Raw genomic sequence first — 24,953 nt, forward strand, 5'->3', positions numbered from 1 at the left:
AAATTTAGGTTTTGGTTATGAAGAGAATTGACTAGGTTGACCATGTAAAGCATCCCCATACTAAGGTACATAGGAGCGTGAGTAGATTGAATAAGCAAACTGAAGGTCACGAGAAGAAGAAAAAACGGAATGTTTGGATTGTCGGGTTGGTAACAACAGCAGTATTGGCAGCAACACTATTACCGATGGGCCCCGTACATTTGACGTCAACAGCGAATGCTGCATCGGGAACAAGTGACAATGCCCTTAGCAAGTTCAAGGATATCAAGGGCCACTGGGCTCAAGCGACAATTGCCAAAGCTTACGAAAAAAATCTGATCTCAGGTTACCAGGACGGAACGTTTCGTCCCAATGGCAAAATTACGCGTGGGGAATATGCGACAATACTCGCCCGTGCGACTGGAATGGAGAAGGTAGAGGGGCAAAATTCCTTTGCTGATCTCGAGGGACATTGGTCTGAAGCGGCGGTTAGCCAGCTTGTAGGACAAGGATTCATTAACGCTGGCGATTACGCCAAAGGGTTCAATCCGAATGCGGAGCTAACGCGTTACGAGATGATGAAATGGATTGCAAATGGACTGATCAAGTCCGGTAGCAGCTTTCAGGATGCTTTTAACGATACAAAAAATACGCTGCTCCCCACACCGGAAGTGAACCGCGGCACCATTCGTGCCGAGCAGATTCCGTATCTTGCCCTTGTTCGTGGGACAGGCATTGTCGGTGGATTCCAGGATGGCACATTAAAACCTGCGGATTCCACCACTCGTGCAGAAGTATCGGCCATTTTGCTGCGTTATATGGACGTTGAGGGTACGGATGCTGGGAAGTATAGCGACCTGAATGAAATGAGAGAGGTCGGCACGACGGGTACGAATTTAACGACAATTAGTAATTATTTTTATACTAAAAATTCTGTCAAAGTAAGTGATATATCGAAAGAGAAAATTAAGTTATCAAATAATTCTGGGGTAATTACACTTCATAGATATATTGTCGTAGATGTTACTCAGGGGAAAGCGAAAAGCGTCTATGCACCATTATTTATTGGTCCAGAGACACATCTTTTCAAAGGTAATTATATGGCTTTCGCAGATATATCTTTTACATCCAAAATTGATAAATCCAACTTAATTACATTTAATGGAGGCTTATATAATGGTTTTATACAGTTTAATCGATTGGACCTTAAACAAGCCTCCAAGAATGGCTTAATTACTATTCCAGATAGTTCAAGGGATTTGATAAAAAAAGATGTGGAAAAGAGATTCTGGATTACATCCGTTTTAGATGGTAAAAATGGAGCATATTCCTTTAATCAAAAAAGTGGAAATATACTAAAAATTCAGAATATGTAAGTCAAAATTAATGGTGGTGGAAAATTTTTTTGTATCCTCATGTCGAGAAGAGATCCTTAATTTTTATATCAATTTTCCTTATTAATATGCTATTTTTGAATTTCTCATCCTCAGTTGAAGCTTCAGGTTCAGATCCGTATGGACCTAAAAAGCAAAAAATATCTAATACCGTACAATCTGAAAAAAGAATAGCAAATCCAGGTGTTTACTGGTATCAACTTGATAATGGTGATTTCAGGGCAGACCATACTTCTGGACCAACTCTCTCGGAGAACCTTAATGCTAATTCATGTTCTAAACCGTACCCCGCCGAGAGGGAGATTCCTAACGAAGTTGATTTTTCCAAATGGCCAGCTGAACAATGGCCAGAATTCCAATCTCAAACAATCACACAGAGAATGATAGAGAAAGTTCGTATTAAGAGCGTAAACTACCAGTCAAGAATGCAACAATTATTCTATACAGGAGTTGGTACAACGGTTATAAGAGAAGGTAGTACTATAGTAAAAATCATTACCAAAACAGGAGGTTCACACCAAGTAACGGAGTGGACTGATTATGAGAATGGTGGTAGAACAAATCAAGGTTGTCTCAAGCAAGTGGTAGCCTACCATACACCAATGGACATCATTTGGGAAGGCGATCTGGTTGAAGAAAAAGAAATCGATGTAACACCGGATTCGGTTTTGACTATTGGACAAACAAAGCAGATGAAAGCCGAAGTTAGCACAAGACATTATGGCGAAACAGCCTTTAATGGGGGCATCGATGTATCCCGCAGGGAGGCAGAGATCAAATGGTTTTCTTCTGACGAGACGATTGCAAGTATAGAGCTCAAAACAGGGATGTTAACGGCCGAAAGTCCAGGCACGGTCACTGTGCGTGCGATCTGGAACAATGGTACATATCTGATCTCGGATACTGCCACCATAACAGTCACGTCTGAGCCAGGACTCGTTGTGAATCTGCCGAATGCTTGTAAAGCCAATACGACACCTCTACAGGCAGAAGCAGTTCTAACTAAACCGGATCGCACTGTTCATAAACTTACGGCTCATCCCAAATTGACGTGGCAGAGCTCGAATCCGACTATAGCCACGATCGGTGCTGATGGCAAAATCACGACAAAAGGGATCGTGGGTAGTACTACCATCAAAGCTCATTTTCTTGATTCTGCTCAGCAACTGGATGAACAAGGGACTCAGGTGCTTGAGGTGAAGGACTGCACGGATAATGGAGAAGGTGGTAATGATGGCGATCCGGGGGGAGACCCTGCGAACGCTTGCCCTGTGACCATCAGCCCACCTAGTAGAGGCACGGTTATTGAAGCATCGGTTATGGACCCGTCTGTTCGAGGTGTGTTGAAGGCAGACGATCGGGGATCTGAGAAGTTCGATGTTACCCGTGGTATTCCGACTTCGGAAGATCTCTATGCCAATGTCTTGGCCAAGGAATATCTGTTTCAGCACCGTTGGGTTAACATGACAGGCACGGTGACTTACACGGTTCCTGTGAAAAGGGTTTATCATAAAACCTGGACGATCCCGGGAAGAGCGTCTAGTGGTGAGGGGGATCCAGGGACACCTCCTCAGCCCAGAGAACGTGATGTGCCTGGGGATAAAACCATGCAAGTAACAAGGACATATAGCTATTGGCAGATCGATAATCTGGAGGTATACAAGTTAAATGAGGCCAAGGTATCTAACTATGCGCTAGGCGGTTATGGTGACACCGTGACCCTGACGCCCAATGCATATACATCACCGACTTTGCAATCGGCTATGGATACTGCGGTTACCAATCATGTGAAACCTGCGCCATGTCGAGAAATTGATCTTGGCATCAAAGGGGTTCCGGGTGGTTCGACTGAACCCTCTACGCCAGATGAAACGTCATTGTTTCAATCTGAAGCTGAAGCGGAGGTTAGAGAGAACACCGTTAATAACGACAAGGTAACCTTTAATGGAGCGACAATTATGGATCCTGCCCCGGTGGAGAAAACAACTCCAAGACCTGGGACGATCCCCCAACCTGGCATGATCGGAGACGATGTTCTATACCAGAACCGGTTTACAATCAAAAACACATTGATGAACAAAGCTAACCAGCCGACCACGGGTGAGATAACGTATGGACTGCTCCCTGGCAATGTTAACGGAGGGCAGGATCAGAAATTCCCCATTTTGGGCATCAACTCGGTGACAGTACATACTCCAGTTGTGAACTACGCCTGGGTGTCAGATGATCAGCCTCATAATCAGAAGACTACGCCTGATCCGATCAGAGCTGCACTTATTTTAGAGCGGCCATTTATTGTACGAATCCCAACCTCAGGTCAACATTTGGATGTAGCAAGTTATCCTGGGTATGGAAACCATGATTATGCGAAATATTTCCGGATCAAACAGGTTCGTTTCCCATTCGATGTCTATAACGCTGCCAGAAGCCAGTTCATCCCGGCCATGACTTGGGTGGATATTCCTGTAAATCAGTTGGATACCCCTTTTTATCTTCCTGTATGGGTAGATGAAGGAAATTACCAGATTGAGTTTCGTAATATTGCCGAGAATGCACCTGCAAACTTTACAGAACAACAGGATGCCAACACAAATCTGACCCATCATGTCGCAGCAGATACCGTTGCTGTAGAGGTTATCGGAAGGTTGTATGATTTTCACATTACCGATATTTCAGACTACAACTGGGAGAATGTGTTCCGCAAGCGGATGGGCAGCCCGGAACCAACGGGTGTGAGCTATTGGACCGGAGGAAACGGTATTGACGGAGATCCCCGAGGTAACTTGGCTCCCTATGTACTGCCTATTCGTCCCGGCAGTCATCCGGTACAGGGTTTTCGAAATGCTGCAGTGAAGACAGGTTACCATTTCAAGTTTGATCTGAAAACCAAGGGCAATATGTTTGGGAAACAGGATGGTATTCGAATCACGCCAACGTTTTCTTTTGTGAGTAAAGATGGCACCACCCGGCAAAAAGTGGATTTATACTACCATCGGGGACAGGAACGACTCATTCGTATCGGATCGGCACAAGATTTAGAAAAACGCTTTGTTGTCCTGAACTCAAGGTTGCGGAATGTACCCGGTACGGAGTTAGGTGATACAGCGCGTTATCAGTATACTTATGAACTGTCGGAAGAGGAACGCAATCAGGGTACAATGGCGGAACATATGGTTCGTTTCGTGGATCAGACCTCTCATCATAAAACGTGGGTAGGTCGTTATGACTGGATGATTCTTCCTTCACAGATCCGTACACTCATTGGCCCAAAAACAGATATTCCCTCCAGTGTTAATGTGGATCGGGCGAATGCAGCGATTCAGCGCTGGTATGGGGAATATAGCTTGCCAGCGGATGTATATGCAGTGCCCAAAGGAACGGATCTCGAATCGCTTGCCAGACAAAACCGGTTGGATGACAAGGCAACGGTATTTCTGAGGGATGGTTACATTGTAGTTAACTTCAATATCGAAACATTGCGCAGCGGCAATACGAATGCACCGCATCTGCAATATATTCATGCACCGTTGATGAATCAATGGCAAATGGAAGGTTTTGATAACAACCCGGTAGATGGTCAGGGGAGAAGCTGGCTGATGCAAGATGGGGACGTGGTTTTGTACCACGCGGATCAATCCAGTCGTAATGATTTCCAATCCCAGGTACCGCATTAGAGAGATATCGTTTTACCCATAAAGAAGGCAGGCGTGATGTGAATCTACATGACGTTTGTCTTCTTTTGTGTAATTCGGATTATGGTTGGGCAGCAGAACGGGTATAAAGGGTAAGGAGCACTGGTACCATCCATATTCATCAATTTTCTCAACGAGAGGGGAACAACACACATGATTGAAGAGGATAAGCAGGAACTATTGATTTCAGAAGATACATACAAAGGTAGAGATTTAGGTGTCACATTAGAAGGGCAAGCCTGTCGCTTCAAAGTCTGGTCACCGTTAGCTGTTCAGATGGAACTACTTCTGTATCCACCTTTGACAGGCGGGACCTCGGAGGAAGAACCCAATCAACGGAAACAGCAGGCGTTACCTATGCAAAAGAAAGAACAAGGCATCTGGGTTCTGGAACTGGAGGGTGATTTAAGTAGCTACCGTTACATGTACAAGCCTACTTTCGAAGATGGATATTCGACCAATGCTGTAGATCCCTACGCACGAGCAGTGACCATGAATGGAGAAATGGGTGTAATTGTGAGACTGGAGCAGACACATCCGAAGGGATGGAGTGAGGACATTCGCCCAGAATTAACCAGTCCTGTAGATGCAGTCCTGTACGAACTGCATGTACGTGATTTTTCCATTCACCCATCATCGGGTATAACGAATAAAGGCAAATACCTGGCTTTTACCGAGACGGGTCTGCGTGATTCGGAGGGCAACACAATGGGGATCGATCATTTGGTTGAACTCGGGATCACCCATGTGCATCTGCTGCCTGTATTTGATTTTGCGACGGTGGATGAATCCAGAGTGGATGGTGATACGTCTGATGGCTCCAACTATAACTGGGGATATGATCCGCTCCATTACAATGTCCCGGAAGGTTCCTATGCATCACGCATAGATTATCCGGAGACACGGATTCGTGAGTTCAAATCAATGGTGCTTGCCCTTCATAACAAGGGAATAGGTGTCATTATGGATGTGGTATATAATCATACCTTTAATACGGCAGGCAGCTCTTTTGAAAAACTTGTACCAGGGTACTACTATCGTCAAAACGCCGATGGGACCTACAGCAATGGTTCAGGTACGGGCAATGAGGTGGCTACTGAACGCACCATGGTTCGCAAGTTTATCATCGACTCGGTCCGTTACTGGGCAGAGGAGTACCATGTGGACGGTTTTCGCTTTGATCTGATGGGCCTGATCGACACAACTACGATGAAACAGCTTGCAGCGGAATTGCACACCGAAGTGTCACCTTCCATATTGTTATATGGTGAACCATGGGGCGCACTGGATTCGCCGCTTGGGGATGATATGACCCTTAAAGGAACGCAGCGCGGAGCGGGTTTTGCTGTGTTTAACGATAATTTCCGTGGAGTGATCAAGGGAGACAGTGATGGCATGGGGACGGGATTTGCGACGGGCGCGGACGGGAAAGAAGACGAATTGTGGACTGGCGTCCGGGGAGCCATTCAGGATTTTACGGATGGTCCATCCGAGACGATTAACTATGTAACAGTGCACGATAATCTCAACCTGTGGGACAAAGTCGCACGTACACAAGGACTACATGATACCTTGAATTTCCTCACCTATGACGAGGATGGAAGTATTCGTGGATGCCAGAGTGTGGAAGAGGCAGTAGAGAAGGCTAAGCCGTACCTGCAGATCGATCCGGAACACATTCTGGACAATGAGACCGTTAGGCGTTGTCTGCTTGCCAATGGTATCGTTCTAACCTCCCAGGGTGTTCCCCTGATCGCGGCTGGAGATGAGTTGCTTCGCAGCAAATATGGGGACGCCAACAGCCACCAGAGTGGAGACGTGGTCAATGCCATACATTGGGAGCAAAAGAAGCTGTTCAAGCCGGTGTTTGATTATTATCGTGGGCTGATTCTTCTTCGGCGAGAGCATCCCGTATTTCGGTTTCGTACACGGGAAGAGATTGAGAAGCATGTTCGTCTAATCGAAAAAGGTAATGGGCTGCTGGCGTATGAACTGAACGGTACAGCAGCCAGCGATTCATGGGAACGTATTGTTGTCATATACAACGCGGCAAAAGAAAACCGTGACATCGCTGTTCCCACAGGGACATGGAATGTGATTGTAGAAAAAGGACAAGTAGGCGTTGATACGATACGTACCGTACAAAATGGACAGGTAAATGTGAATGCGATATCCCTAACGGTGATGTATTCCAATTCCTGATGAACGCAATGCTTGTCAAGAATTGAAGGCTGCCAACAAACCATTAGTAAAATCGCTAACAAGGCTATGTTCAAGATATCCAATCAAATTTAATCAAATAAATTGATATCAACAAATCCCCCTTTCCGGTCAGAAAGGGGGATTTGTTGATGCGTCAGAGCCATTGGCTTGGTCGCAGGGCTATACATGGTCATGTGTCCACCTTTATTATGTAGTGCACCGGCTGGTGCATTTTTAATCTCAACTCAGGTGACATCCTGCATTATATTCTTGTATATTTCAAATTTTTTTGTCAGGACAGGTACAAATGCTGTCAATCTATGGCGCTTGTTTTCATATCTTATTTTTGAAAGCGATTGCTAATTGAATACGCAAATTGGACCGATATGATGAGTACAGACAACCCCGGGTTGACAAATCACGTCCCGCTCCGTAACATCGGGACAACACGAAAACAATGGATATAAAGGCGGTGGGAACGATGCCGGAATGGACTTCTTTTCGTTACAAAGGCAACGATCTTGGCTTAACATATACTCGTGCTGCAAGTACTTTTAAATTGTGGGCACCTACGGCACAACAGGTTTATATATTGATTTTTGAAGATGAAGGGCATTACAACGAGAATGGTAAGGTGCAAGAGCATACGGATGGACGGGAACATTCCTTGACACGTGATGCGGACGGCATATGGACGTTGGAGCTTATAGGCGATTGGGCAGAACATTATTATATGTACCGAATTATCCATGATGATCAGCGGGTTGAAGTGGTTGTTGATCCTTACGCCAGAGCGGTAACGGCTAATGGGCAACGAACGGCTATTATAGATCCGGAGACCACCAATCCAGTCGATTGGGACCTGGATGTCAAACCTGCTTTTCTGCGTCCTGTCGATGCCGTGTTATATGAGTTGCATGTTCGTGATTTCTCCTCGGACCCACATGCAGATATTCCGTATAAGGGAAAATATCTGGCATTCACGGCATCCGGTCTGACGGATAGAGCAGGCAATAGTATTGGGGTAGACCATCTTGCCGAACTGGGAGTCACTCATGTACATTTTCTACCTGTGGCGGATTATCAGACGGTGAATGAACTCGCTACGGCGGATGTTGGTTCGAATGTCAGAGCACCATACAACTGGGGATATGATCCGCAACATTATAACGTTCCCGAAGGTTCCTACGCTACCGACCCTCGTGATCCGGCAGTTCGAATTCGGGAGCTCAAATCCCTCGTTCAATCGCTGCACAGACAAGGCATTCGCGTTGTACTTGATGTTGTCTATAATCATACGTATAGCGTGGAAGAGGGACCTTTTGAACGGATTGTACCAGGCTATTATTACCGTTACCGGGAGGATGGCACCCTCAGTAATGGTTCTGGTGTAGGCAATGAATTGGCGACAGAACGTCCAATGGTGCGAAAATATATTCTGGATTCTCTCCGATATTGGGCAGAAGAATATCATGTGGACGGATTTCGATTTGACCTTATGGCCCTGATTGATACGGAAACGATGAATGAATTGACACGCGAACTGCGGGAACAGATCGATCCGGCGTTTCTGATCTATGGGGAACCCTGGATGGGTGGAGATTCACCTTTGGACCGCAAAACATTAAAAGGAACCCAGCGAGGTCAGGGATTTGCAGTATTTAATGATCACTTTCGCAGTGCAATCAAGGGGGATAGTGATGGCAGCGGAAGAGGGTTTGTCACGGGTGCTGGAGGGCAGGAATATGAGCTTATTAGGGGATTAGCGGGAGCACTGGATGATTTCACATCTTCGCCTGTGGAAGTTGTCAATTATGTAACTGCTCATGACAATCTCAATCTGTGGGATAAAATTGCGACAACAATGAACCTCAGGCATGAATTAGGATTTCCCGTATGGAAGGACGGACAGCCCGTGGGTGGTGGAAGTGCGGAGTCCGCTGTAAAAGCAGCAGATCCTTATCGGTATGTGGATGCAGATGCTGTTTTAAATCATGAGATGGTTCGTCGCTCGTTGCTCTCTTCCGGCATTCTGCTTACTTCTCAGGGAATTCCGTTTCTGCATTCAGGGGATGAGATGCTCAGATCCAAAGCCGGTGATCATAACAGTTATCGGAGCGGGGATGCGGTGAACGCCATCACATGGGCCAACAAATCACGATTCAGACCGGTGTTCGACTACTATCGTGGTCTTATTCATTTGCGGCGCACACATCCCGCTTTTCGTATGATTGATGCTGAACAGGTACGAAATCACCTTCGTGTTATTCGTGCGGATGGTAATGTAGTTGCCTTTATACTTCAGGATGGTGCGAATCAGGACACCTGGAATCAAATTATGGTCATCTATAACGGAACAGAGCACCAACAGCATGTCGACCTGGGTGAAGGGGACTGGCATGTCGTAGTCAATGATCATCAGGCAGGCACAGACCTGATCGAGACTGTTCGTGGTACTGTTCAGGTAGAACGATGGTCCCTAATGGTACTGTATGACACAGAGCATGCTGGAGGCGCTGAACCATCAACAGTGGAGATTAGTTTTCCTCGCCAGGTATATAGTCCACAGGAGACCACTCAACTGCGAGCGATCGTACGGGACAGCATTGGCAATGTTGTAGAAAAAGCTCCAGTCACCTGGACTTCTTCTGATCCGGATATTATTCAGATCCAGCCTGATGGAACAATCCATGCACTGGAACGAGGGGAAGCTTCGATCACAGTCCATTGTGGGGACATCACGGCAAGCTGTATGTTACAAGTGGATTATCGTCATGCTGAACGCATCGAAATTGTGGGCGAACCTGTCATGTACATGACTCGAATCAGTCGCTTCCGTGCCTTGGTTCTGGATCAATTTGGTCAGCCGCTTCAGGATTCGAATATACGCTGGAGCTCTTCTCATCCAGAACTTGCAGCGGTGAGTGCAGCAGGGATCGTACGTGCGATGACACCTGGAGCAACCCATATTATTGCTGAATCTGGAGGAATCCGGGCAACGCTTGGTGTAACGATTCATAAACAGATTTCGCGAACCGTCACGCTTCGATACGAACGGGAAGACCAGCATTATGAAGGTTGGGATGTCTGGGTATGGGGTACGGGTATGGAGGACGGAGCAGTACGGCTGGAACAAGTCGGAAATGCCGCCGAAGCCCGCTTCCGCGTTGCTCCGGGTCTGCATCACCTGGGATTGATCATTCGATTGAACGAATGGGAAGCTAAAGATACGTGTGGAGACCGTTACGTGGACATTGTACCTGAAGATGGGGATGTGCACATTATTGTCCGTAGCGGATCAGACGAGATGCAGATCATTCGTGAAAGCGAAAAAACAGAGGATCGTAATAGCGCATAGTTTCTTTATTTATAATTTCGAATGTAGTTCGTCAAAACCTTGTTAAACCAGCAGTTGGAAGAGATTCCGACTGCTTTTTTGGTCTGATTATATGCCGCATAACTTGCCAAAAAATAAAGAATTGTCCTGTTTCGTGTTTGAGATCCTCTATCATTGGGGTAAATATAGATATGGCCCACGATTCGGCCAAAGGAAAAAAGACCATTATGGTCTATAAGCGACGCTTTAGCGCTTTCCAACAAATATAATGTAGTGATCCCTTGAAGGAGGATGTTCAATCATGAAATCCAACGGAAAAATGGCTCAACTTACAGCAACGCCAAGAACGGAAAAGAAAGGTGCAGCACTGCGCCTGTTAAGACAAGGCGGACGAGTTCCCGCAGTCGTTTACGGCCCGGGACTTGAAGGTGCTTCAATACATGTAGATGAAAAAGAAATGCTGAAAGTGGCACGCACAGGCCGCTCCGAAATGTTCAACCTGAGTGTTGAGGGCGGTAAAACGGTCCCGGTGCTGATCAAGGATCAGCAAGAGCGTAACGGACGTTTGCTGCATGTAGACTTCCTGCAAATTTCTAAGAACAAGCCGATCAGCGTAAGTGTATCGATCGACTTCCAGGGTACAGCGGCAGGCTCAAAAGCTGGCGGTGTATTCCAGACACAGGAGACACAGCTGGAAGTAGAAGGATTGCCTGCGGATCTGCCAACGTCCATTGAAGTTGATGTTAGCGGATTGGATATTGGCGATCGTTTGACTGCTGCGGATATCAAACTGGATAAAGGTTTGACACTCATAACATCACCTGAATCCATTATCGCGTCCGTCATGCCGCCACAAGCGGCTGAGGAAGAGCCAACGGCTTCTGCTGAGGAAGCTGAACCGGCAGCTGAAGAAAAAGCTGCAGAAGAATAAGCGAAGCTCAGGGATCTCAGCAGATCCCATGCTTAGCCGAAGCCCAGTCCTAGTGACTGGGCTTTTTATATTTTCAGGACAAGAGAATGTGCTAGTCGCATGAAAAATGAGAATGTGCTAGTCGCATGAAAAATGAGAATGTACTACAATACATGTTAAAGGGCAAGAAAGTAGGTTTATTTCAATGTTTGATCCAACGGTGTATGACAATCTGAAAGTCGGGTTTGAGAATCATCTCTATGACATGGATAACCTGGATGAACGTATTCAGATTACGGGGCGTAAAGATCAGCTGGAGATGGCAGTCATGTCCAGAGAATTCACATTACAATTCTGTCTCAGGGATCGCCCGGAAGTAACAGGAGAGGTCGTATTAAGCAGTTCCCTTGAGGAGCTTGCAGCGGAGATCCTGGAGACGCCTGGTGCTCATCCGGGTTGCCGTTTGGAACTGCGGTTTGGTATGGTTGTGAAGGAGCCTGAGAAGCAGTGCCCGGTTATTCGTCGGATATTACAGAAGAGCTGGCCTGAGCAGAGGATGTGCCAGAACATCCGGTATATCTTTGATGAACAGCCAGTTACGTATAACGTCACGGCTCACGTTTATTTTGACCGTAGTGTGAATGAAGACCAGATGGGGGACATTGCTGAACTTTGTGAGCATATGGCGAATGTGATGAATCAATTATTACAGTTGGATAACCAGTAATTCCGAGAAAAGCCTTGACTCATTGTAGAGATCTGGGCTTTTTTTGTATTATTTTTAGAAAATTGTATAGGCTTTCAGGCTTAGGTTTAAGGCCTTTTGGGTTAATGTTTTACGCAAGCAAGTAAGAGAATGTATATTAAAAGGGGGTAAGAGTGCAATTGGACTATACAAAAATGGTGAAATTGCGAAAATAATATTGGGACTAAAGATTTAGTTCTGTACTAAAGGAACTAGTTTTCCTTGCCGATAAAATATCGAAGGGGAGAAACTACATGACAGAGAAATTAATTCGTCTGCTGCGTATACTTCAGGCTATACAAGCAAATCCTGGAATTTCGGCCAAGGAATTGGCGCTGAAATGCGGTACGACTGTACGCACGATTTATCGTGATCTCCGGATTTTGGATAGGGTCGCCCCGATTATGAATGAAGGATACGGCAAAGGTTACCGATTTATTGGTGAGTTTGCGATGTATCCATTAGATTTTACTGAACAGGAAGCAATGGTTTTCTCCTTGCTCCCGTCCGTAGTTGATACCTCCAAGTTACCTGCTGAGTTTGATTCAGCTTTTGACAAGGTTATGTCGGCTCATACCAAATTAAAATCAAGAAACAGTGACATTGTAGAGAATATTGCGGGAATTATTCGGATGGGCACGCCGGCTTATCGTGAGGAAGGAAAGGACCCTAATTTGCTGATTCCCATCATCGAAGCTATTCTAAGCCAGCAAACCATTCGTACTCAATATCATACGCTGACAAGAAATGAGATCACAGTTCGCGATATCGATCCCTATTATCTCATTCCACGTGATCAACGTTTTTATTTGATCGGATACTGTCATTTGCTGCAAAAAGTTCGATTGTTTCGAATTAGCCGTTTTTTGGATGTGACACGAACAAATACCGGTTTCGACATGGGTGATTTCAACATAACGCAGTACATGAAGAACACATGGTCTATTGACCGTGGCGACGAACATATCCATTTCAAGGTGAGATTCTCTGAGAAAGTGGCCCCCTACATAAAAGAAGAAGAAATGTTTGTTCGCCCGCGAATGACGAATATGTCGGATGGGGGATTGTTATTTGAAGTGACACTGAATAGCAGCCGAGAATTTTTGAAATGGTTGTATCAATTTGGTCCCGAGGCAGAGGTACTTGAACCTCGTGAGTTTCGTAGAGAGATACGCAGGCAACTTGTCGAGTGGTTGGAACATTATGAAACGGATGTACCTTTGTTAAAATTTTAAACATGGAGAAATACAGGAAAAGGAGCAGGTAATATGAGCACCAAATTATTCGCAGCTATGTATGGGATGGATCACTACCATGGAGTACAGGCTTTACATGTGGGGGATACCGTGTATCTCGTCAAAGATCCAGATAATCGTTTGGATCATCAAGCGATTAAGGTTGTTATTCCCCCGATTGGAGCTGTAGGTTATATCGTTAATGATCCACTTGTCGTGCCTCATGGATGTTGGACCGGGACGGCATTCTACGATGTATTTCATCAACTAACGTGTGCCAAGGTACGATTCATGATGAGAGATATGGTTATTATGGAGTTAATTGAGATGAGTCACATTCCTGTTCCGCAGATGGATTCTTTGATTACGGGATGGCAATTTCGTGAAAAAGCTTGATCATTTTAAAGAGTGTGTTCATTTCTGTCAAAATGATCATCTTAAAAACAGAAGAAGGCTCATTTACGGATGAGCCTGGTATAAGTGGCTTCCAGATGCATGGCTGTTCTTGCCCAACTGAAATGTGCCCTTGCGCTGTCACGGCCAGCCTTCCCTAACATCTCGGCAAAAGCGGGATTGCTTGCAAGTTTGTACAGGCAAGAGGCGAAACGCTGGGGACGCTTATAAGCAGTGACAAGGTAGCCATTGATACCTGATTCAATAATCTCACGAATACCTCCGTTATCCGAAGCAATGACGGGTAATCCTGAAGCCATCGCCTCAACATTAACCAGGCCAAAAGCTTCATGTTCTTGAGATGGACAAACCAGGCAATCGACGGCCCGATACAACTGATCGATATGCTCATGGTTTATCTGACCACGGAAGGAAACATGGACTTTTTGTTTATGGGCAAGTTCGCGAAGTTTACGCATGTAATACGGAGGTCCTTTGCCTGCAACAACCAGTTGAACAGGCATCTGTCGCTGAAGGAGGGCAGTTGCACGAATTAATACGTCTACACCTTTTCCAGGGATGAGCCTGCCGACATACAGAATAGAGAATGGCTTAGTTACTCCAAATTGTGTACGCAGATGAATCTGTTCTTCGCTGGATTCAACAGGCCTGAAGCGGCTTAGATCTGCACCCAATGGAACCACACTCATCCGGCGTTTTACCAGCGGAAATCTGCGGCCTAACCTTTGTCGCAGGGAATGACTGTTGACGGCAATCCAATCAGCTTTTTTCATCAATGTGAGTCTGGAAGGTCCGGGCTGAGCAAACGTTAACGAGTGAAGATAGAGTACAACAGGTGTGCGTGGAAAAGCTCGTTTGATGGTAGCCATACTTCGTGGCCTGTTATCCACTTGAATGACATCGTAAGGTTGTTTGGATAACAGACGGATGACCGCTTTGGTATACCCGACAGGACTCGAAGCAAGGACACGTTGAATGGTGATACCGTCGATCTGTTCTGTGGTGGAGAGACCCTCCATTTGACGACTTATAATGGTCACCTGATGGCGATGGGCTAGTTCACGGGCGATGCCCAGGATACAGATTTCCACGGAACCATTACCGGGCAAAGGCAATTTCTCGGGTGCAACCATAGCTATTTTCATGATCAGGCTCCTCCTTGTCCGACATCTTTAACAATCTTCGCCATATATCTTATGAGAAGCTGAGGCATTTGGCTCCTGCAAAAAGGTAGGTGAACCCCCATATGAGCGTGCAGGAATAATCTGTTGCATGGAATAAAGCGGAGATATTCTGCTTTTGTGATATACTGTACGGGAACAATTGAATTCGTTACATGTATAAAAGCAGGAGGAAAATAATGTTACATTCTTCGCTGGGGCGCTTCCGGCTGATGTTGTGGTTGCAGGGCATTTCGTACGTGTTGCTACTGTTTGTTGCTTTTCCGTTGAGAGATGCCGGGGTTATGCCGCAGGCTGTCACATGGTTTGGAAATCTGTACGGTTTTTTGTTTTTAATGTACTTGTTATTTATGGTGAGTATGTACACCTCACAGAAGTGGCGTCTGCGCCGTCCAATCGCTCTGTTCTTCGTTTCTTTCATTCCACTGGGGAATATGATCTATGATATTTTCGTATTCCGTAAGCTGTACCGTCAACTAAATAAAGCTTGACTTTATTTAACGTTATGAAATATGATGAGTACAGGTTAAACAACCCGTTCCAACTAAAACTACATATTCCTGTTAAAGGGGAGTAGCTTTTACAGTAAAGTCGTCAATTCGGGATCATATCCCCGGCTTTATTGGCAGCAATTTTGTTGTTAGCGAGACCTTTACCAAGTTTTCATGCTCGGTAAAGGTCTCTTTTTGTGGATATAAAAGGACCTTACCAGCGATGGTAAAGGTCCTTTTTTTTGTACATCATAAGAATATTAAGGAGGAGTCAATGTTGGATGCTTCATTATTATTAGAATATGGGTGGGTGCTTGCTGTCTTAGTGGTCCTTGAAGGATTACTCGCAGCAGATAATGCATTGGTACTCGCAATTATGGTTAAACACTTGCCTGAAGATAAGCGCAAAAAAGCGTTGTTCTATGGTCTGATGGGTGCATTTGTTTTCCGTTTAGGTTCGTTGTTCCTCATCTCTTTCCTCGTCGATGTATGGCAGGTGCAAGCCATCGGTGCCCTGTATCTCTTGTACATTTCGATTAACCACATCGTTAAAAAGATACTGGGTAGTCGTAATAAGACAGATGAAGCAGCTGATTCAACGCCTAAGAAACCGAAAAAACAATCCGGTTTCTGGATGACCGTTTTCAAGGTCGAAGTAGCGGATATCGCATTTGCAGTTGATTCCATTCTGGCTGCTGTTGCTTTGGCCGTGGCGTTGCCACCAAGTGGATTGCCTGCAATTGGGGGACTTGACGGTGGACAGTTTATCGTTATCTTCCTCGGTGGATTCATCGGGCTTGTGATCATGCGTTTTGCAGCCTCATACTTTGTGAAATTGCTTCATTCCCGTCCAGGGCTTGAAGTTGCGGCATTTGTAATCGTAGGTTGGGTAGGGGTTAAGCTGGCAGTTATTACACTCGCGCATCCTTCATTGGGTGTTCTGGATGAGCATTTCCCGGAAAATAAAATTTGGAAATTCGGATTCTATATTGTACTGATCACCATTGCGGTATGTGGTTGGTTCCTGTCTTCCAAAGTTCCTGAAAAAGAAGACGAAAATCCGGTTGAAGAGTTGGAAAAACAAGCAGGACTGTAATAATCATGTTACGCTAACAACATCATTATTATTTGAAAAACAGGAGATTGTCCTAGGACAATCTCCTGTTTTTGTTTACATATGAAATATGCAACATGGTTCAATTTCCAAGAAAAGGGTTGACACATGAATTCTAGTCCCCTTAATATAAGACTAACATTAACGAAGGGAGGCCGAGAGACATGATGCTTGGTTATGATTTGATTCAAACGGGGCGCAACGTAGACACAATAGCATATCCGGCTCATCGTTTCATTGGCCTCATACGGTCGACATAGGGGATAGGCATATCGTTTAGCGGGTTTTATAATCGATATGCGTTCTTCGCTTATATTATAGCGATGGATGACAGACACACAGCATGTTTATGCTGTTCTGTTCTCCGTTATTGTCATTCAGTAGAAGTCATGGGCGATTAGCCTATGGCTTTTTTTAGTTTTATTTTACAGATGCAGCAAACCGAATTTGCTGAACGTACAGGAAGGAATAATACACTTTTATGAATACAGAATTTAATTTATTTACCAATCCAAATGAAATCGCAGGTGGCTACCGCCATGAAGTAAAATTGCCTGCAGGCGACCTAACCGTATATGCGGCGCAGCAACTCTTCTCCTCGCTTGATTACAAGGTATTCGAGATGGCGAACAATAATCTGCAGATTCCGGGAATCTCTTATATGAGTTACACGCCAGACGTACATGTCGGTGTAGGTACGTGCATTGGAACAACAGCCGTGTGGGATGCGCAGAGCGGATACGTTTCTCCCTCCATCGTTGGCAGTGACATTGGCTGTGGCATGCGAGTGCATATGACGAACTTGCACAAGGACGAATTGAAAGACATTAAGCTTCGCCGTAAACTCGTTAAAGCCATTGAGAAAGTATTGCCGATGGAGGCGAACCAGCGAGGTCATTACTCGGATATAAGACTGGAGCATATTGTTCGTAAAGGGCTGCATGGTTTACCCAAAAAGTATATTCCGGACAGCTATACACCGAAAAAATCAACCGCGATGACACATGTGGAAAGCAGTAAGTTCAGTTATGATGAGGATGTATTAAACCATGTTCCTGATATGACGTGGCACCGTTCGCATCGTCAGCTCGGAACACTGGGTGGGGGGAATCATTTTGCCGAGATCCAGGCGATTGAGATCGCTGAAGAGAATCGTGAAATCGCCGAAGCTTGGGGATTGTATGATGGACAGGTTGTGGTCATGATTCATTCCGGCTCTCGTTCATGGGGTGGTTATGTAAGTCAGACGAGTTCGTCAGCGATTGCCAAAGTCATGCAGCGGCTTAACCTGGGTACATCCGATCCCAGACTGGTATTTGCTCCACTGGAGCATGCGGAAGGTCGTCATTATGTGAACATGATGTATTCTGCATTGAATTACGCTGTTGTCAATCGGCACCTGATTGCGTATGCTATTCGCGAAGCATTCCGGGATGTGTTTGGCTCCAAATGTGAATTCCGTACGTTATATGATCTGATGCACAACTATGCTTGGGAAGAATCTCACGCAGACCAAGGTTCCGTTTTTGTGCATCGTAAAGGGGCCACACGTGCGTTGCCAGCAGGTCACCCGGACAATCCAAAGCCTTATCTGGCAACAGGGCATCCGGCGCTTATTCCCGGTTCCATGGGAACTGCTTCATATATCATGGTAGGTCAGCCACAGGGTGCTGATAATTATTATTCCATATGTCACGGTGCGGGTCGGATCCGTTCACGGACGGCAACGAAACGATTGATTACCGTGGAAGATTTTGCTACGGCACTGGGTGTCGGTACAGAAGATGAGATCGTGGTAAACCAACGCTCACTTGAATCCATTATTGATGAATCACCTCAGGCTTATAAAAATGTAGATGAAATTATAGACAGTGTTACCGGCGCGGGCCTGGCTCAAGTTGTAGCCAAATGCAAACCGCTTGTAGCGGTAAAGGGAGCGAAATAATGACATTAAACGAAAAACAAACAGATCCAACTCAAGCGATCTATACCTATGACGAACAACATGATACCCGAATTCGAGTGGAAGGGTACGCCATCTATTCAAGGCTGATTCGTGGAATCAGTGAGGCACTCCTTCAGCGCTATGGAGTTGAGTACAAGCTTTATGCCAGTTCTGACCCGAACAATGAATACTGGGAGTTACTCCGGGAAGACTTGCAAAATGGCAGTGACGAAGTGGAATTGGTAGCCCGTATATTCGAGGATCTGGAACTTCAGACGTTGCATTACGACGATGATGGAGATGTGCCGACTTATGGTGTGCATTACTCCATTCGCAATAACGTATTTGCTTATCCGAAATGGGGCGTAGCACTTGTCCGGGTTCCATTTTTCCGAGAGAACGGAATCTACAGTGAAGACTTTGTGTTTGCCGTCGGCGATGAGGAGATGAAGCAATTTCTGGGAAGTGTACGGGAGCGGGAACGTCAGCAAAATATGAAAAAAGTGACGGTGTATACCGATGCCCGCAATGGCAGCGATCGTCATGTGGAATCCATCACTCGCTCCGTGGGAAGAGAGGATGTTGTTCTCTCGGCACAGATCAAGCAGGATATTTTCCGCTCGCTGGATCAGTTCTTTGAAGCAGATCGTTCCTTCTACAGAGATTATGATATCCCGTACAAACGGGGCATTCTATTGTATGGGCATCCGGGAAACGGCAAGACCACGTTGGTAAAATCCATTGCTGGAAGTATTCCGGGACCGGCTGCGTATTGGCAGATTACGGAGTATACCAACAGTGAATCGGTGCGTGAAGTGTTCGAGGCTGCCAAGCGGTTGGCACCGATGGTACTGATCATTGAGGACATCGATTCGATGCCGGATGAAGTCCGTTCCTTTTTCCTGAATACACTCGATGGAGCTACGTCAAAAGAAGGCATCTTCCTGATCGGGACAACGAATTATCCGGAGAAAATAGATCCTGGCCTCATGAACCGTGCTGGACGGTTTGACCGGGCTTATGAAATTCCGTTGCCAGATGAAGCGCTGCGCTTGCAATACTTGCGCCAACGAGGCTTCACCATATTTGCGGGTGAAGAAGGCACAGTAGAAGCGGCTCGTCTGACCGACACGTTTTCTCTTGCACAGCTAGGTGAGTTGTATGTGAGCGCTGCGCTCGAATGGCATCAGAATGGACAGACAGACATTGTAAAAGTCATTCAGTCGATGCGTGGCGAGCTGGATAAGAGCCACAAACATACTTGGCTGGCGCAGCCAGGTAAGGGCCGTGCAGGCTTTTATTGATCAGATCTAACCCATCCATCCTATAATATGACGCAATTTTATAAATAATCCTACCTTAATTGGTGATACTAACCTTGTCTGCTCTAACATACAATGACTTTCGGGAGGTACATAACGCAGCCCTGAGCTGGTGAGATGCCGGAAAGTAACGCGATCTGTTTCCATACCTGACGGAGGCTTGTTTTGCAGAGAACGATGCATCGGGACAAAAGGTGATATGCAAAAATTTTTATGCCAATTGTTTAAATGCTTCTGTAGCGGTTAATAGTAGACAGACAACAACAAAAACTTTAATTAGAGGTGAATGATATGGGTTGGTTATGGTCATTAATTATCGGTGGTATCATTGGATGGTTAGCAGGTTTGATCGTTGGTCGTGACATCCCAGGTGGTGTTATTGGTAACATCGTAGCTGGTTTTATCGGTGGATGGTTAGGTGGAGTAATCTTGGGCGATATGGGTCCTGAGATGGGCGGATTCTACATTGTACCTGCATTGATCGGTGCGATTGTTCTTGTAGCTATCGTAAGCTTGATCTTCCGTTCGATGGGACGTAGTCGCGGGTAACTCATTCAAGATCAGTTCTTGAATAAAGTTGTCAGCTAAATTGCATTACCAAATGAATAAAATGTTTTACCAATGAAGAGGTTGATTGAGAGCCATAACGATGGCTTTCAATCAACCTCTTGTTGTTTTAAAATATAAGAAGATATGCATATCAGCTATCTATATAAATTGAACTAACATTTACACGAGAACGTAGAGGACAGAAATAACCTGAAGAAGCGGAGCTAAAAGCTTTCTGCAAGAAAGCTGCTTCGAAAGCATACACTCGCCTTTATCACCAAATTTTCTCCTTGTAAAGCCAAATATAAAAAATCTGGGGATAACAGCGATCAGAAGGTTGTTCTGTCATCGGAGTGGTAAGTGTAAAAGGTAGTTTAGATAAGAGGGGATGAACGGAATGGAAAAAGCTACATTCGCCGGCGGATGTTTCTGGTGTATGGTTACACCGTTTGAAGAACAACCGGGCATTCATGGCATTATATCGGGTTATGCTGGCGGTCACGTCGAGAATCCAACATATGAGCAGGTCAAAACCGGGGAGACCGGTCATGTCGAAGTGGTTGAGATTACATTTGATCCAGATGTATTCCCTTATGAACGACTGCTGGAGCTGTACTGGCCACAGATTGATCCGACGGATGACGGAGGCCAGTTCCAGGATCGGGGGACACAGTATCGTACGGCAATCTTTGTGCATAATGAACGTCAACGTGAGCTTGCTGAACAGTCCAAACAGGAACTGGCAGCCAGCGGACGATTCAGTCAACCGATTGTTACGGAAATTCGCGATGCAGCTATATTCTATCCGGCTGAAGATTATCATCAGGATTACCACAAGAAAAACGAGAAACATTATAAGGAAGACCGTGCGTTATCCGGACGGGACGAATTTATAGACGAGAATTGGAAATAATGCATCAGATCACATGAAAAGCCGGGAAAGTTCCAGTTGGAACTCGCCCGGCTTTTTGGCTGTATGGCGGCTGAAATCTGCCATAACGGTTATCTAATTGTTCGTTCCCACCAGTATTTCTACGTCAATGGTAATCTTCGACAAGGAAGCTTGAATGCCCATCCGGGATATTCCCGACAGATGCCAGGAAAGTGGTGTCATATGAACGAGTGAATCCAGCATGTTTGCGGTGACGGGCAGCGTGTAGGTCAGCGGAATGCTGGCGATGAGATGATGATGTTTGCGGAATCGGTCCAGCGTAAGTTCCCGGCCGTCTGCTCGATCAGGTCGATTCAGGAACAGCATTTCTCTCAGTTCAATTAAATATCGTTCACGGGGGATGACTTTGATGATCCATCCCCCATCTTTCAGAATTCGTCCAAACTCTTCATAGTTGGAAGGAGAAAGTATATTCAGGATGATGTCCAGCTGACCTTCTGCAAACGGACTGCATGCCAGATCGCCGACAAACCAAATTTGCTGGCTGTAGGCAGAGGAAGCCATGGCAATGCCTTCTTTGGCAATGTCGATGCCCCAGCCAACGGCTGGAGTATTCTGCGTAATCTGCTGCAGAAATGTTCCCTCTCCTGTGCCTGCATCCAGAATATGCACGGGACAGCTGATGTCAACGGAATAACGTGCAATCCACCTGCGTAGTACTTCGGTCAAAGGAGCATAAATAACGGTTTCCGATAAGATATTCCTTTTGGCTGTAAATAAACGTTTGTCATAGTTGCCCTTGAAAAAACGTGTCATGAAATTGATATAGCCTTGTCTTGCAAGATCAAAGCTATGCCTGGACACACATTGAATGCTCCCTGAGTTAATGGTTGCCATAGGGCTATGACAAATGGGACAGTTCAACATATGGATGTATGGATTAATAAGTGCAGCGCTACGTTCTCTGCGATGGACTGACATGGAATAACACCCCATTCATTCAGATTTGGATAACTGAAGAAAAGGGCATAACAAATAAACCTCTGCACAAAATTCAAAAAAAGAGGTTTAAGGCTATGCCCCAAGTTATCTGTATCGAATGAACTGAATAATCATAGGAAGGTTAAGCTCCTTTGGCCTATCAAGATTAGGGTGAAGCAAGAGAACGTTACCAGTATAACAGGATGAGAAGAAATGACAAGTAAGGGGAGCGAGGCGGATTTGAAATAAAAGAGCGCCCTGTCAACCGTGTAGGCGGTCATACAGAAGCGCTCTGTTCATTATTTTGAAGCAACCTTTAATGCATATTTGGACAATGTCTCATTGTTCAAGGAATAGATGACATCATCGACATAGGTTGAAACACTTTCTAATGAAGGAACCGAGGCACTGGTCGTGTAGATATGCACGTCTTCCAGCGTCTGTGGATCAAGAATGTATCCTGTTTTGGCAAAATCAAGCTGATACTGACCATCCTGTGTCTGGTCGACATGCATCAACGCAGGCTGTGCGTCCTTGAATGTACGCTCAGTCACTTTGCCTTTCATCGTGTACAATTCCAGCTTCTGCCCTGTAAAGACTGTATAACCGTTGCCAGCCGTCTGAATGTAGGCATCACCAGCAATGGCACGTCCCCAAGCAAGCTTGCCATCGATGCCAAAGCCCATCAGTCGGTTACCGGTGTTCTCGAAATTCGCACGCATAATAATGGAACCATCGTCCAGAATGGCCAGCGATTCTCCGCCGCCATCTCCGAGTGTATTTGCATTGGCAGGGAATTGGTAGAAGGACAGACGATTCAACGTACGATCATAGATCTCTACTTTGGGATTCGCAGCTTGCTGCCAGAAGTTGCCTACCTTGGTTTGTTTACTGGCATCCACTACAATTCGACCATGGTCAGCCTTAAGCACGTTGCCGTTGATGGTCTTTTCGGTAATCAGCTTGCCCTTTTTGTCATATAACGAGATGGTGGAGCGAACCGAACCATTCAATTGCACGCCCTGACTTGAAGCAACCATCAGCGTATCGTTATCCAATAGGGATATGCTTGCAGGTGAATTCACCGTTTTGACCCAGTTGGTTTTACCGGATGTATTGAATGAGTACACTTTCTTGGTTTTGTCCGAATATTCCATATACACGTAAGCTGTACCGTTGCTGGCATATACCGAATCGGAGTAGGTGGTATAAGGACCACTTTTCTCATGGAATATCGTATTCCACTTCAATTGTCCAGTTGTAGCATCGAATGCTTGGAGAGAGTCCAGTTGCCAGTCGAGTGTTGTTTTGCTGCTTGTTTTGGTCACGGGCTGGGAGGCATGTACATATACAAGATTTTTGGATGGCACGGCATGGATTCCCTTAATCAGGACATCTTTCTCTGTATTAGCCTCAGATAACATCAGGGAAGATGACGTCCACGCCGGTTTGGGCATGGATTCGGTTGAAGCAGCGGCGTAACCTGTTGTATTCATGGTGAAGAGGAGCATGCCGCTAAGAATGAGGGCAGCCCATGTTTTGGACTTTCGTTTGTTGGATGTATGCAAGTAATAAACCACCTTTCTTCTTCGGTTCAAAATAGAACCGATTGTTGAATTTTACCATTAAAGTCAAGCTGAATTCAACCGAACGCACTGTAACCTTTTATCATTGGTTTGTTGAAATAACGATGTTTGGAGAAGTGTTGCGGTTACAGGGAATTCATCTTCTTTCGATGAAGGTGGAAGTCTGATATATTTAGTGCGGTGACAAGCCATATCTGCGTAAGACGTTGGATAGAACATAGGAAATGAACAAGGAGAACAGCTATGAACTGGAGTGAAAATGTGACCCTATGGGTCATTGGATGTATCATCATATTGTTACTGCTGGCCTGGATTATTCGGCGTGTTATCGGGCGCGGGCAGCGGATCCGAAGTGAAGCCAATCCTCGTAAGATTACAATAAAGGATATCGACAAGATGGAGGATGGTTCGGAATTTGAATTATATCTCTATCATTTATTCGAAGAGCTCGGGTACGATGAGGTGCATAAGACAACGAGCAGCCGGGATTTTGGGGCAGATCTGGTATTTGTCGATAGACTCGGCAGACGAAGTGTGATACAAGCGAAGCGATATGGTGCGAACCATCCTGTAGGATTGAGTGCAGTGCAGGAGATTTATACATCGATGCGTTATTATGAAGCCGACCGGTCGATTGTATTAACGTCCGCTCGTTACACCGAAGCCTGTCGGACGCTTGCAGCAGTCAATGGAGTGAAGTTGCTGGACCGGGAAGACCTGATGGAATTAATCCTGTTATTCAAAGCGAGAAGAGTGGAAGAAGCATTGGAACTGATCGAAGAAGATGATCATGAACCAATCGAGACGTGGCAGTCCCGGCGAAAGCGGCAATCCCGCTAGTTTCATTGTATTACTGTGCTCCAACGTAGATTTTTTAAATATAATCAAAAAGTAGTAATGTTGTCAGGATTAACGTTTAAACCGTTGAGGCTCCCTCAAAAAAATGGATGAATACGACAGATGCAGATTTTAAAACGATTATAA

At 45.5% G+C, this 24,953-nt stretch carries 18 protein-coding genes; 15 read left to right on the forward strand and 3 right to left on the reverse strand.

Annotation, left to right across the window (positions count from 1 at the left end):
• Positions 1-86: 86 nt before the first annotated feature.
• From QVE09_RS21740 to QVE09_RS21775, 8 genes are all read left to right on the forward strand, one after another.
• Complete coding sequence (locus QVE09_RS21740; RefSeq protein WP_315938458.1) at positions 87-1,355, forward strand: S-layer homology domain-containing protein; 1,269 nt, start codon at positions 87-89, stop codon at positions 1,353-1,355.
• 443 nt (positions 1,356-1,798) lie between these two features.
• A complete protein-coding gene (locus tag QVE09_RS21745) occupies positions 1,799-5,047 on the forward strand; it encodes a DUF5704 domain-containing protein (RefSeq protein WP_315938459.1) in 3,249 nt (1,082 codons plus the stop codon).
• Between the two features lie 171 nt (positions 5,048-5,218).
• Positions 5,219-7,267 (forward strand): type I pullulanase, encoded by a 2,049-nt coding sequence (gene pulA / locus QVE09_RS21750; protein WP_315938460.1) that lies wholly within the window; start codon positions 5,219-5,221, stop codon positions 7,265-7,267.
• A gap of 481 nt (positions 7,268-7,748) precedes the next feature.
• A complete protein-coding gene (gene pulA / locus QVE09_RS21755; RefSeq protein WP_315938461.1) occupies positions 7,749-10,625 on the forward strand; it encodes a type I pullulanase in 2,877 nt (958 codons plus the stop codon).
• A 280-nt stretch (positions 10,626-10,905) separates the two neighbouring features.
• A complete protein-coding gene (locus tag QVE09_RS21760) occupies positions 10,906-11,535 on the forward strand; it encodes a 50S ribosomal protein L25 (protein WP_315938462.1) in 630 nt (209 codons plus the stop codon).
• Positions 11,536-11,719: 184 nt separating this feature from the next.
• Entirely contained in the window at positions 11,720-12,241 is a 522-nt protein-coding gene (locus QVE09_RS21765; protein WP_315938463.1) for a hypothetical protein, read from the forward strand.
• A gap of 272 nt (positions 12,242-12,513) precedes the next feature.
• Entirely contained in the window at positions 12,514-13,494 is a 981-nt protein-coding gene (locus tag QVE09_RS21770) for a helix-turn-helix transcriptional regulator (RefSeq protein ID WP_315938464.1), read from the forward strand.
• Positions 13,495-13,527: 33 nt separating this feature from the next.
• The gene (locus tag QVE09_RS21775; protein ID WP_315938465.1) at positions 13,528-13,890 is read left to right on the forward strand and encodes an HIRAN domain-containing protein; all 363 of its coding nucleotides are present in this window, start codon (positions 13,528-13,530) and stop codon (positions 13,888-13,890) included.
• A gap of 59 nt (positions 13,891-13,949) precedes the next feature.
• Here QVE09_RS21775 and QVE09_RS21780 read toward each other — a convergent pair whose 3' ends face one another.
• Positions 13,950-15,053, reverse strand: coding sequence for a glycosyltransferase family 4 protein (locus QVE09_RS21780; protein ID WP_315938466.1), 1,104 nt, complete (start codon positions 15,051-15,053; stop codon positions 13,950-13,952).
• Positions 15,054-15,268: 215 nt separating this feature from the next.
• Between QVE09_RS21780 and QVE09_RS21785 the strand changes: the two genes are divergently transcribed.
• The 6 genes from QVE09_RS21785 (at position 15,269) to msrA (ending at position 21,423) form a co-directional block, all read left to right on the forward strand.
• Entirely contained in the window at positions 15,269-15,580 is a 312-nt protein-coding gene (locus tag QVE09_RS21785) for a DUF3817 domain-containing protein (RefSeq protein ID WP_315938467.1), read from the forward strand.
• A 277-nt stretch (positions 15,581-15,857) separates the two neighbouring features.
• On the forward strand, positions 15,858-16,676 hold the full coding sequence (locus tag QVE09_RS21790; RefSeq protein ID WP_397387080.1) for a TerC family protein: 819 nt from the start codon (positions 15,858-15,860) through the stop codon (positions 16,674-16,676).
• A gap of 499 nt (positions 16,677-17,175) precedes the next feature.
• Entirely contained in the window at positions 17,176-18,639 is a 1,464-nt protein-coding gene (locus QVE09_RS21795) for an RtcB family protein (RefSeq protein WP_315938469.1), read from the forward strand.
• Positions 18,639-19,943, forward strand: coding sequence for an ATP-binding protein (locus QVE09_RS21800; RefSeq protein ID WP_315938470.1), 1,305 nt, complete (start codon positions 18,639-18,641; stop codon positions 19,941-19,943). Before QVE09_RS21795 ends, QVE09_RS21800 begins: the two co-directional genes overlap by 1 nt.
• A 309-nt stretch (positions 19,944-20,252) precedes the next feature.
• Positions 20,253-20,510: a GlsB/YeaQ/YmgE family stress response membrane protein gene (locus QVE09_RS21805; protein WP_315938471.1), complete on the forward strand. Its 258-nt coding sequence runs from the start codon at positions 20,253-20,255 to the stop codon at positions 20,508-20,510.
• A 397-nt stretch (positions 20,511-20,907) separates the two neighbouring features.
• Positions 20,908-21,423, forward strand: coding sequence for a peptide-methionine (S)-S-oxide reductase MsrA (gene msrA, locus QVE09_RS21810; protein WP_315938472.1), 516 nt, complete (start codon positions 20,908-20,910; stop codon positions 21,421-21,423).
• A gap of 93 nt (positions 21,424-21,516) precedes the next feature.
• Here the strand turns inward: msrA and QVE09_RS21815 are convergent, their stop codons facing one another.
• Both QVE09_RS21815 and QVE09_RS21820 read right to left on the reverse strand, forming a co-directional pair.
• Entirely contained in the window at positions 21,517-22,398 is an 882-nt protein-coding gene (locus tag QVE09_RS21815; RefSeq protein ID WP_397387078.1) for a putative RNA methyltransferase, read from the reverse strand.
• A 284-nt stretch (positions 22,399-22,682) separates the two neighbouring features.
• Complete coding sequence (locus QVE09_RS21820) at positions 22,683-23,951, reverse strand: hypothetical protein (protein WP_315938474.1); 1,269 nt, start codon at positions 23,949-23,951, stop codon at positions 22,683-22,685.
• Positions 23,952-24,212: 261 nt separating this feature from the next.
• Between QVE09_RS21820 and QVE09_RS21825 the strand changes: the two genes are divergently transcribed.
• On the forward strand, positions 24,213-24,809 hold the full coding sequence (locus QVE09_RS21825; protein ID WP_036617077.1) for a restriction endonuclease: 597 nt from the start codon (positions 24,213-24,215) through the stop codon (positions 24,807-24,809).
• The last annotated feature ends 144 nt before the right edge of the window (positions 24,810-24,953 follow it).

The sequence above is a fragment of the Paenibacillus sp. ClWae2A genome (genome assembly GCF_032452295.1).
Lineage (GTDB): Bacteria > Bacillota > Bacilli > Paenibacillales > Paenibacillaceae > Paenibacillus.

Excerpts from the sequence above, each read along its gene's own strand:
- msrA (WP_315938472.1), top strand. The coding sequence starts at position 20,908 with ATGGAAAAAGCTACATTCGCCGGCGGATGTTTCTGGTGTATGGTTACA.
- QVE09_RS21770 (WP_315938464.1), top strand. The coding sequence starts at position 12,514 with ATGACAGAGAAATTAATTCGTCTGCTGCGTATACTTCAGGCTATACAA.
- QVE09_RS21765 (WP_315938463.1), top strand. The coding sequence starts at position 11,720 with ATGTTTGATCCAACGGTGTATGACAATCTGAAAGTCGGGTTTGAGAAT.
- QVE09_RS21800 (WP_315938470.1), top strand. The coding sequence starts at position 18,639 with ATGACATTAAACGAAAAACAAACAGATCCAACTCAAGCGATCTATACC.
- QVE09_RS21795 (WP_315938469.1), top strand. The coding sequence starts at position 17,176 with ATGAATACAGAATTTAATTTATTTACCAATCCAAATGAAATCGCAGGT.
- QVE09_RS21745 (WP_315938459.1), top strand. The coding sequence starts at position 1,799 with ATGCAACAATTATTCTATACAGGAGTTGGTACAACGGTTATAAGAGAA.
- QVE09_RS21775 (WP_315938465.1), top strand. The coding sequence starts at position 13,528 with ATGAGCACCAAATTATTCGCAGCTATGTATGGGATGGATCACTACCAT.
- pulA (WP_315938461.1), top strand. The coding sequence starts at position 7,749 with ATGCCGGAATGGACTTCTTTTCGTTACAAAGGCAACGATCTTGGCTTA.
- QVE09_RS21780 (WP_315938466.1), bottom strand. The coding sequence starts at position 15,053 with ATGAAAATAGCTATGGTTGCACCCGAGAAATTGCCTTTGCCCGGTAAT.
- QVE09_RS21760 (WP_315938462.1), top strand. The coding sequence starts at position 10,906 with ATGAAATCCAACGGAAAAATGGCTCAACTTACAGCAACGCCAAGAACG.
- QVE09_RS21815 (WP_397387078.1), bottom strand. The coding sequence starts at position 22,398 with ATGGGGTGTTATTCCATGTCAGTCCATCGCAGAGAACGTAGCGCTGCA.
- QVE09_RS21785 (WP_315938467.1), top strand. The coding sequence starts at position 15,269 with ATGTTACATTCTTCGCTGGGGCGCTTCCGGCTGATGTTGTGGTTGCAG.
- pulA (WP_315938460.1), top strand. The coding sequence starts at position 5,219 with ATGATTGAAGAGGATAAGCAGGAACTATTGATTTCAGAAGATACATAC.
- QVE09_RS21805 (WP_315938471.1), top strand. The coding sequence starts at position 20,253 with ATGGGTTGGTTATGGTCATTAATTATCGGTGGTATCATTGGATGGTTA.
- QVE09_RS21825 (WP_036617077.1), top strand. The coding sequence starts at position 24,213 with ATGAACTGGAGTGAAAATGTGACCCTATGGGTCATTGGATGTATCATC.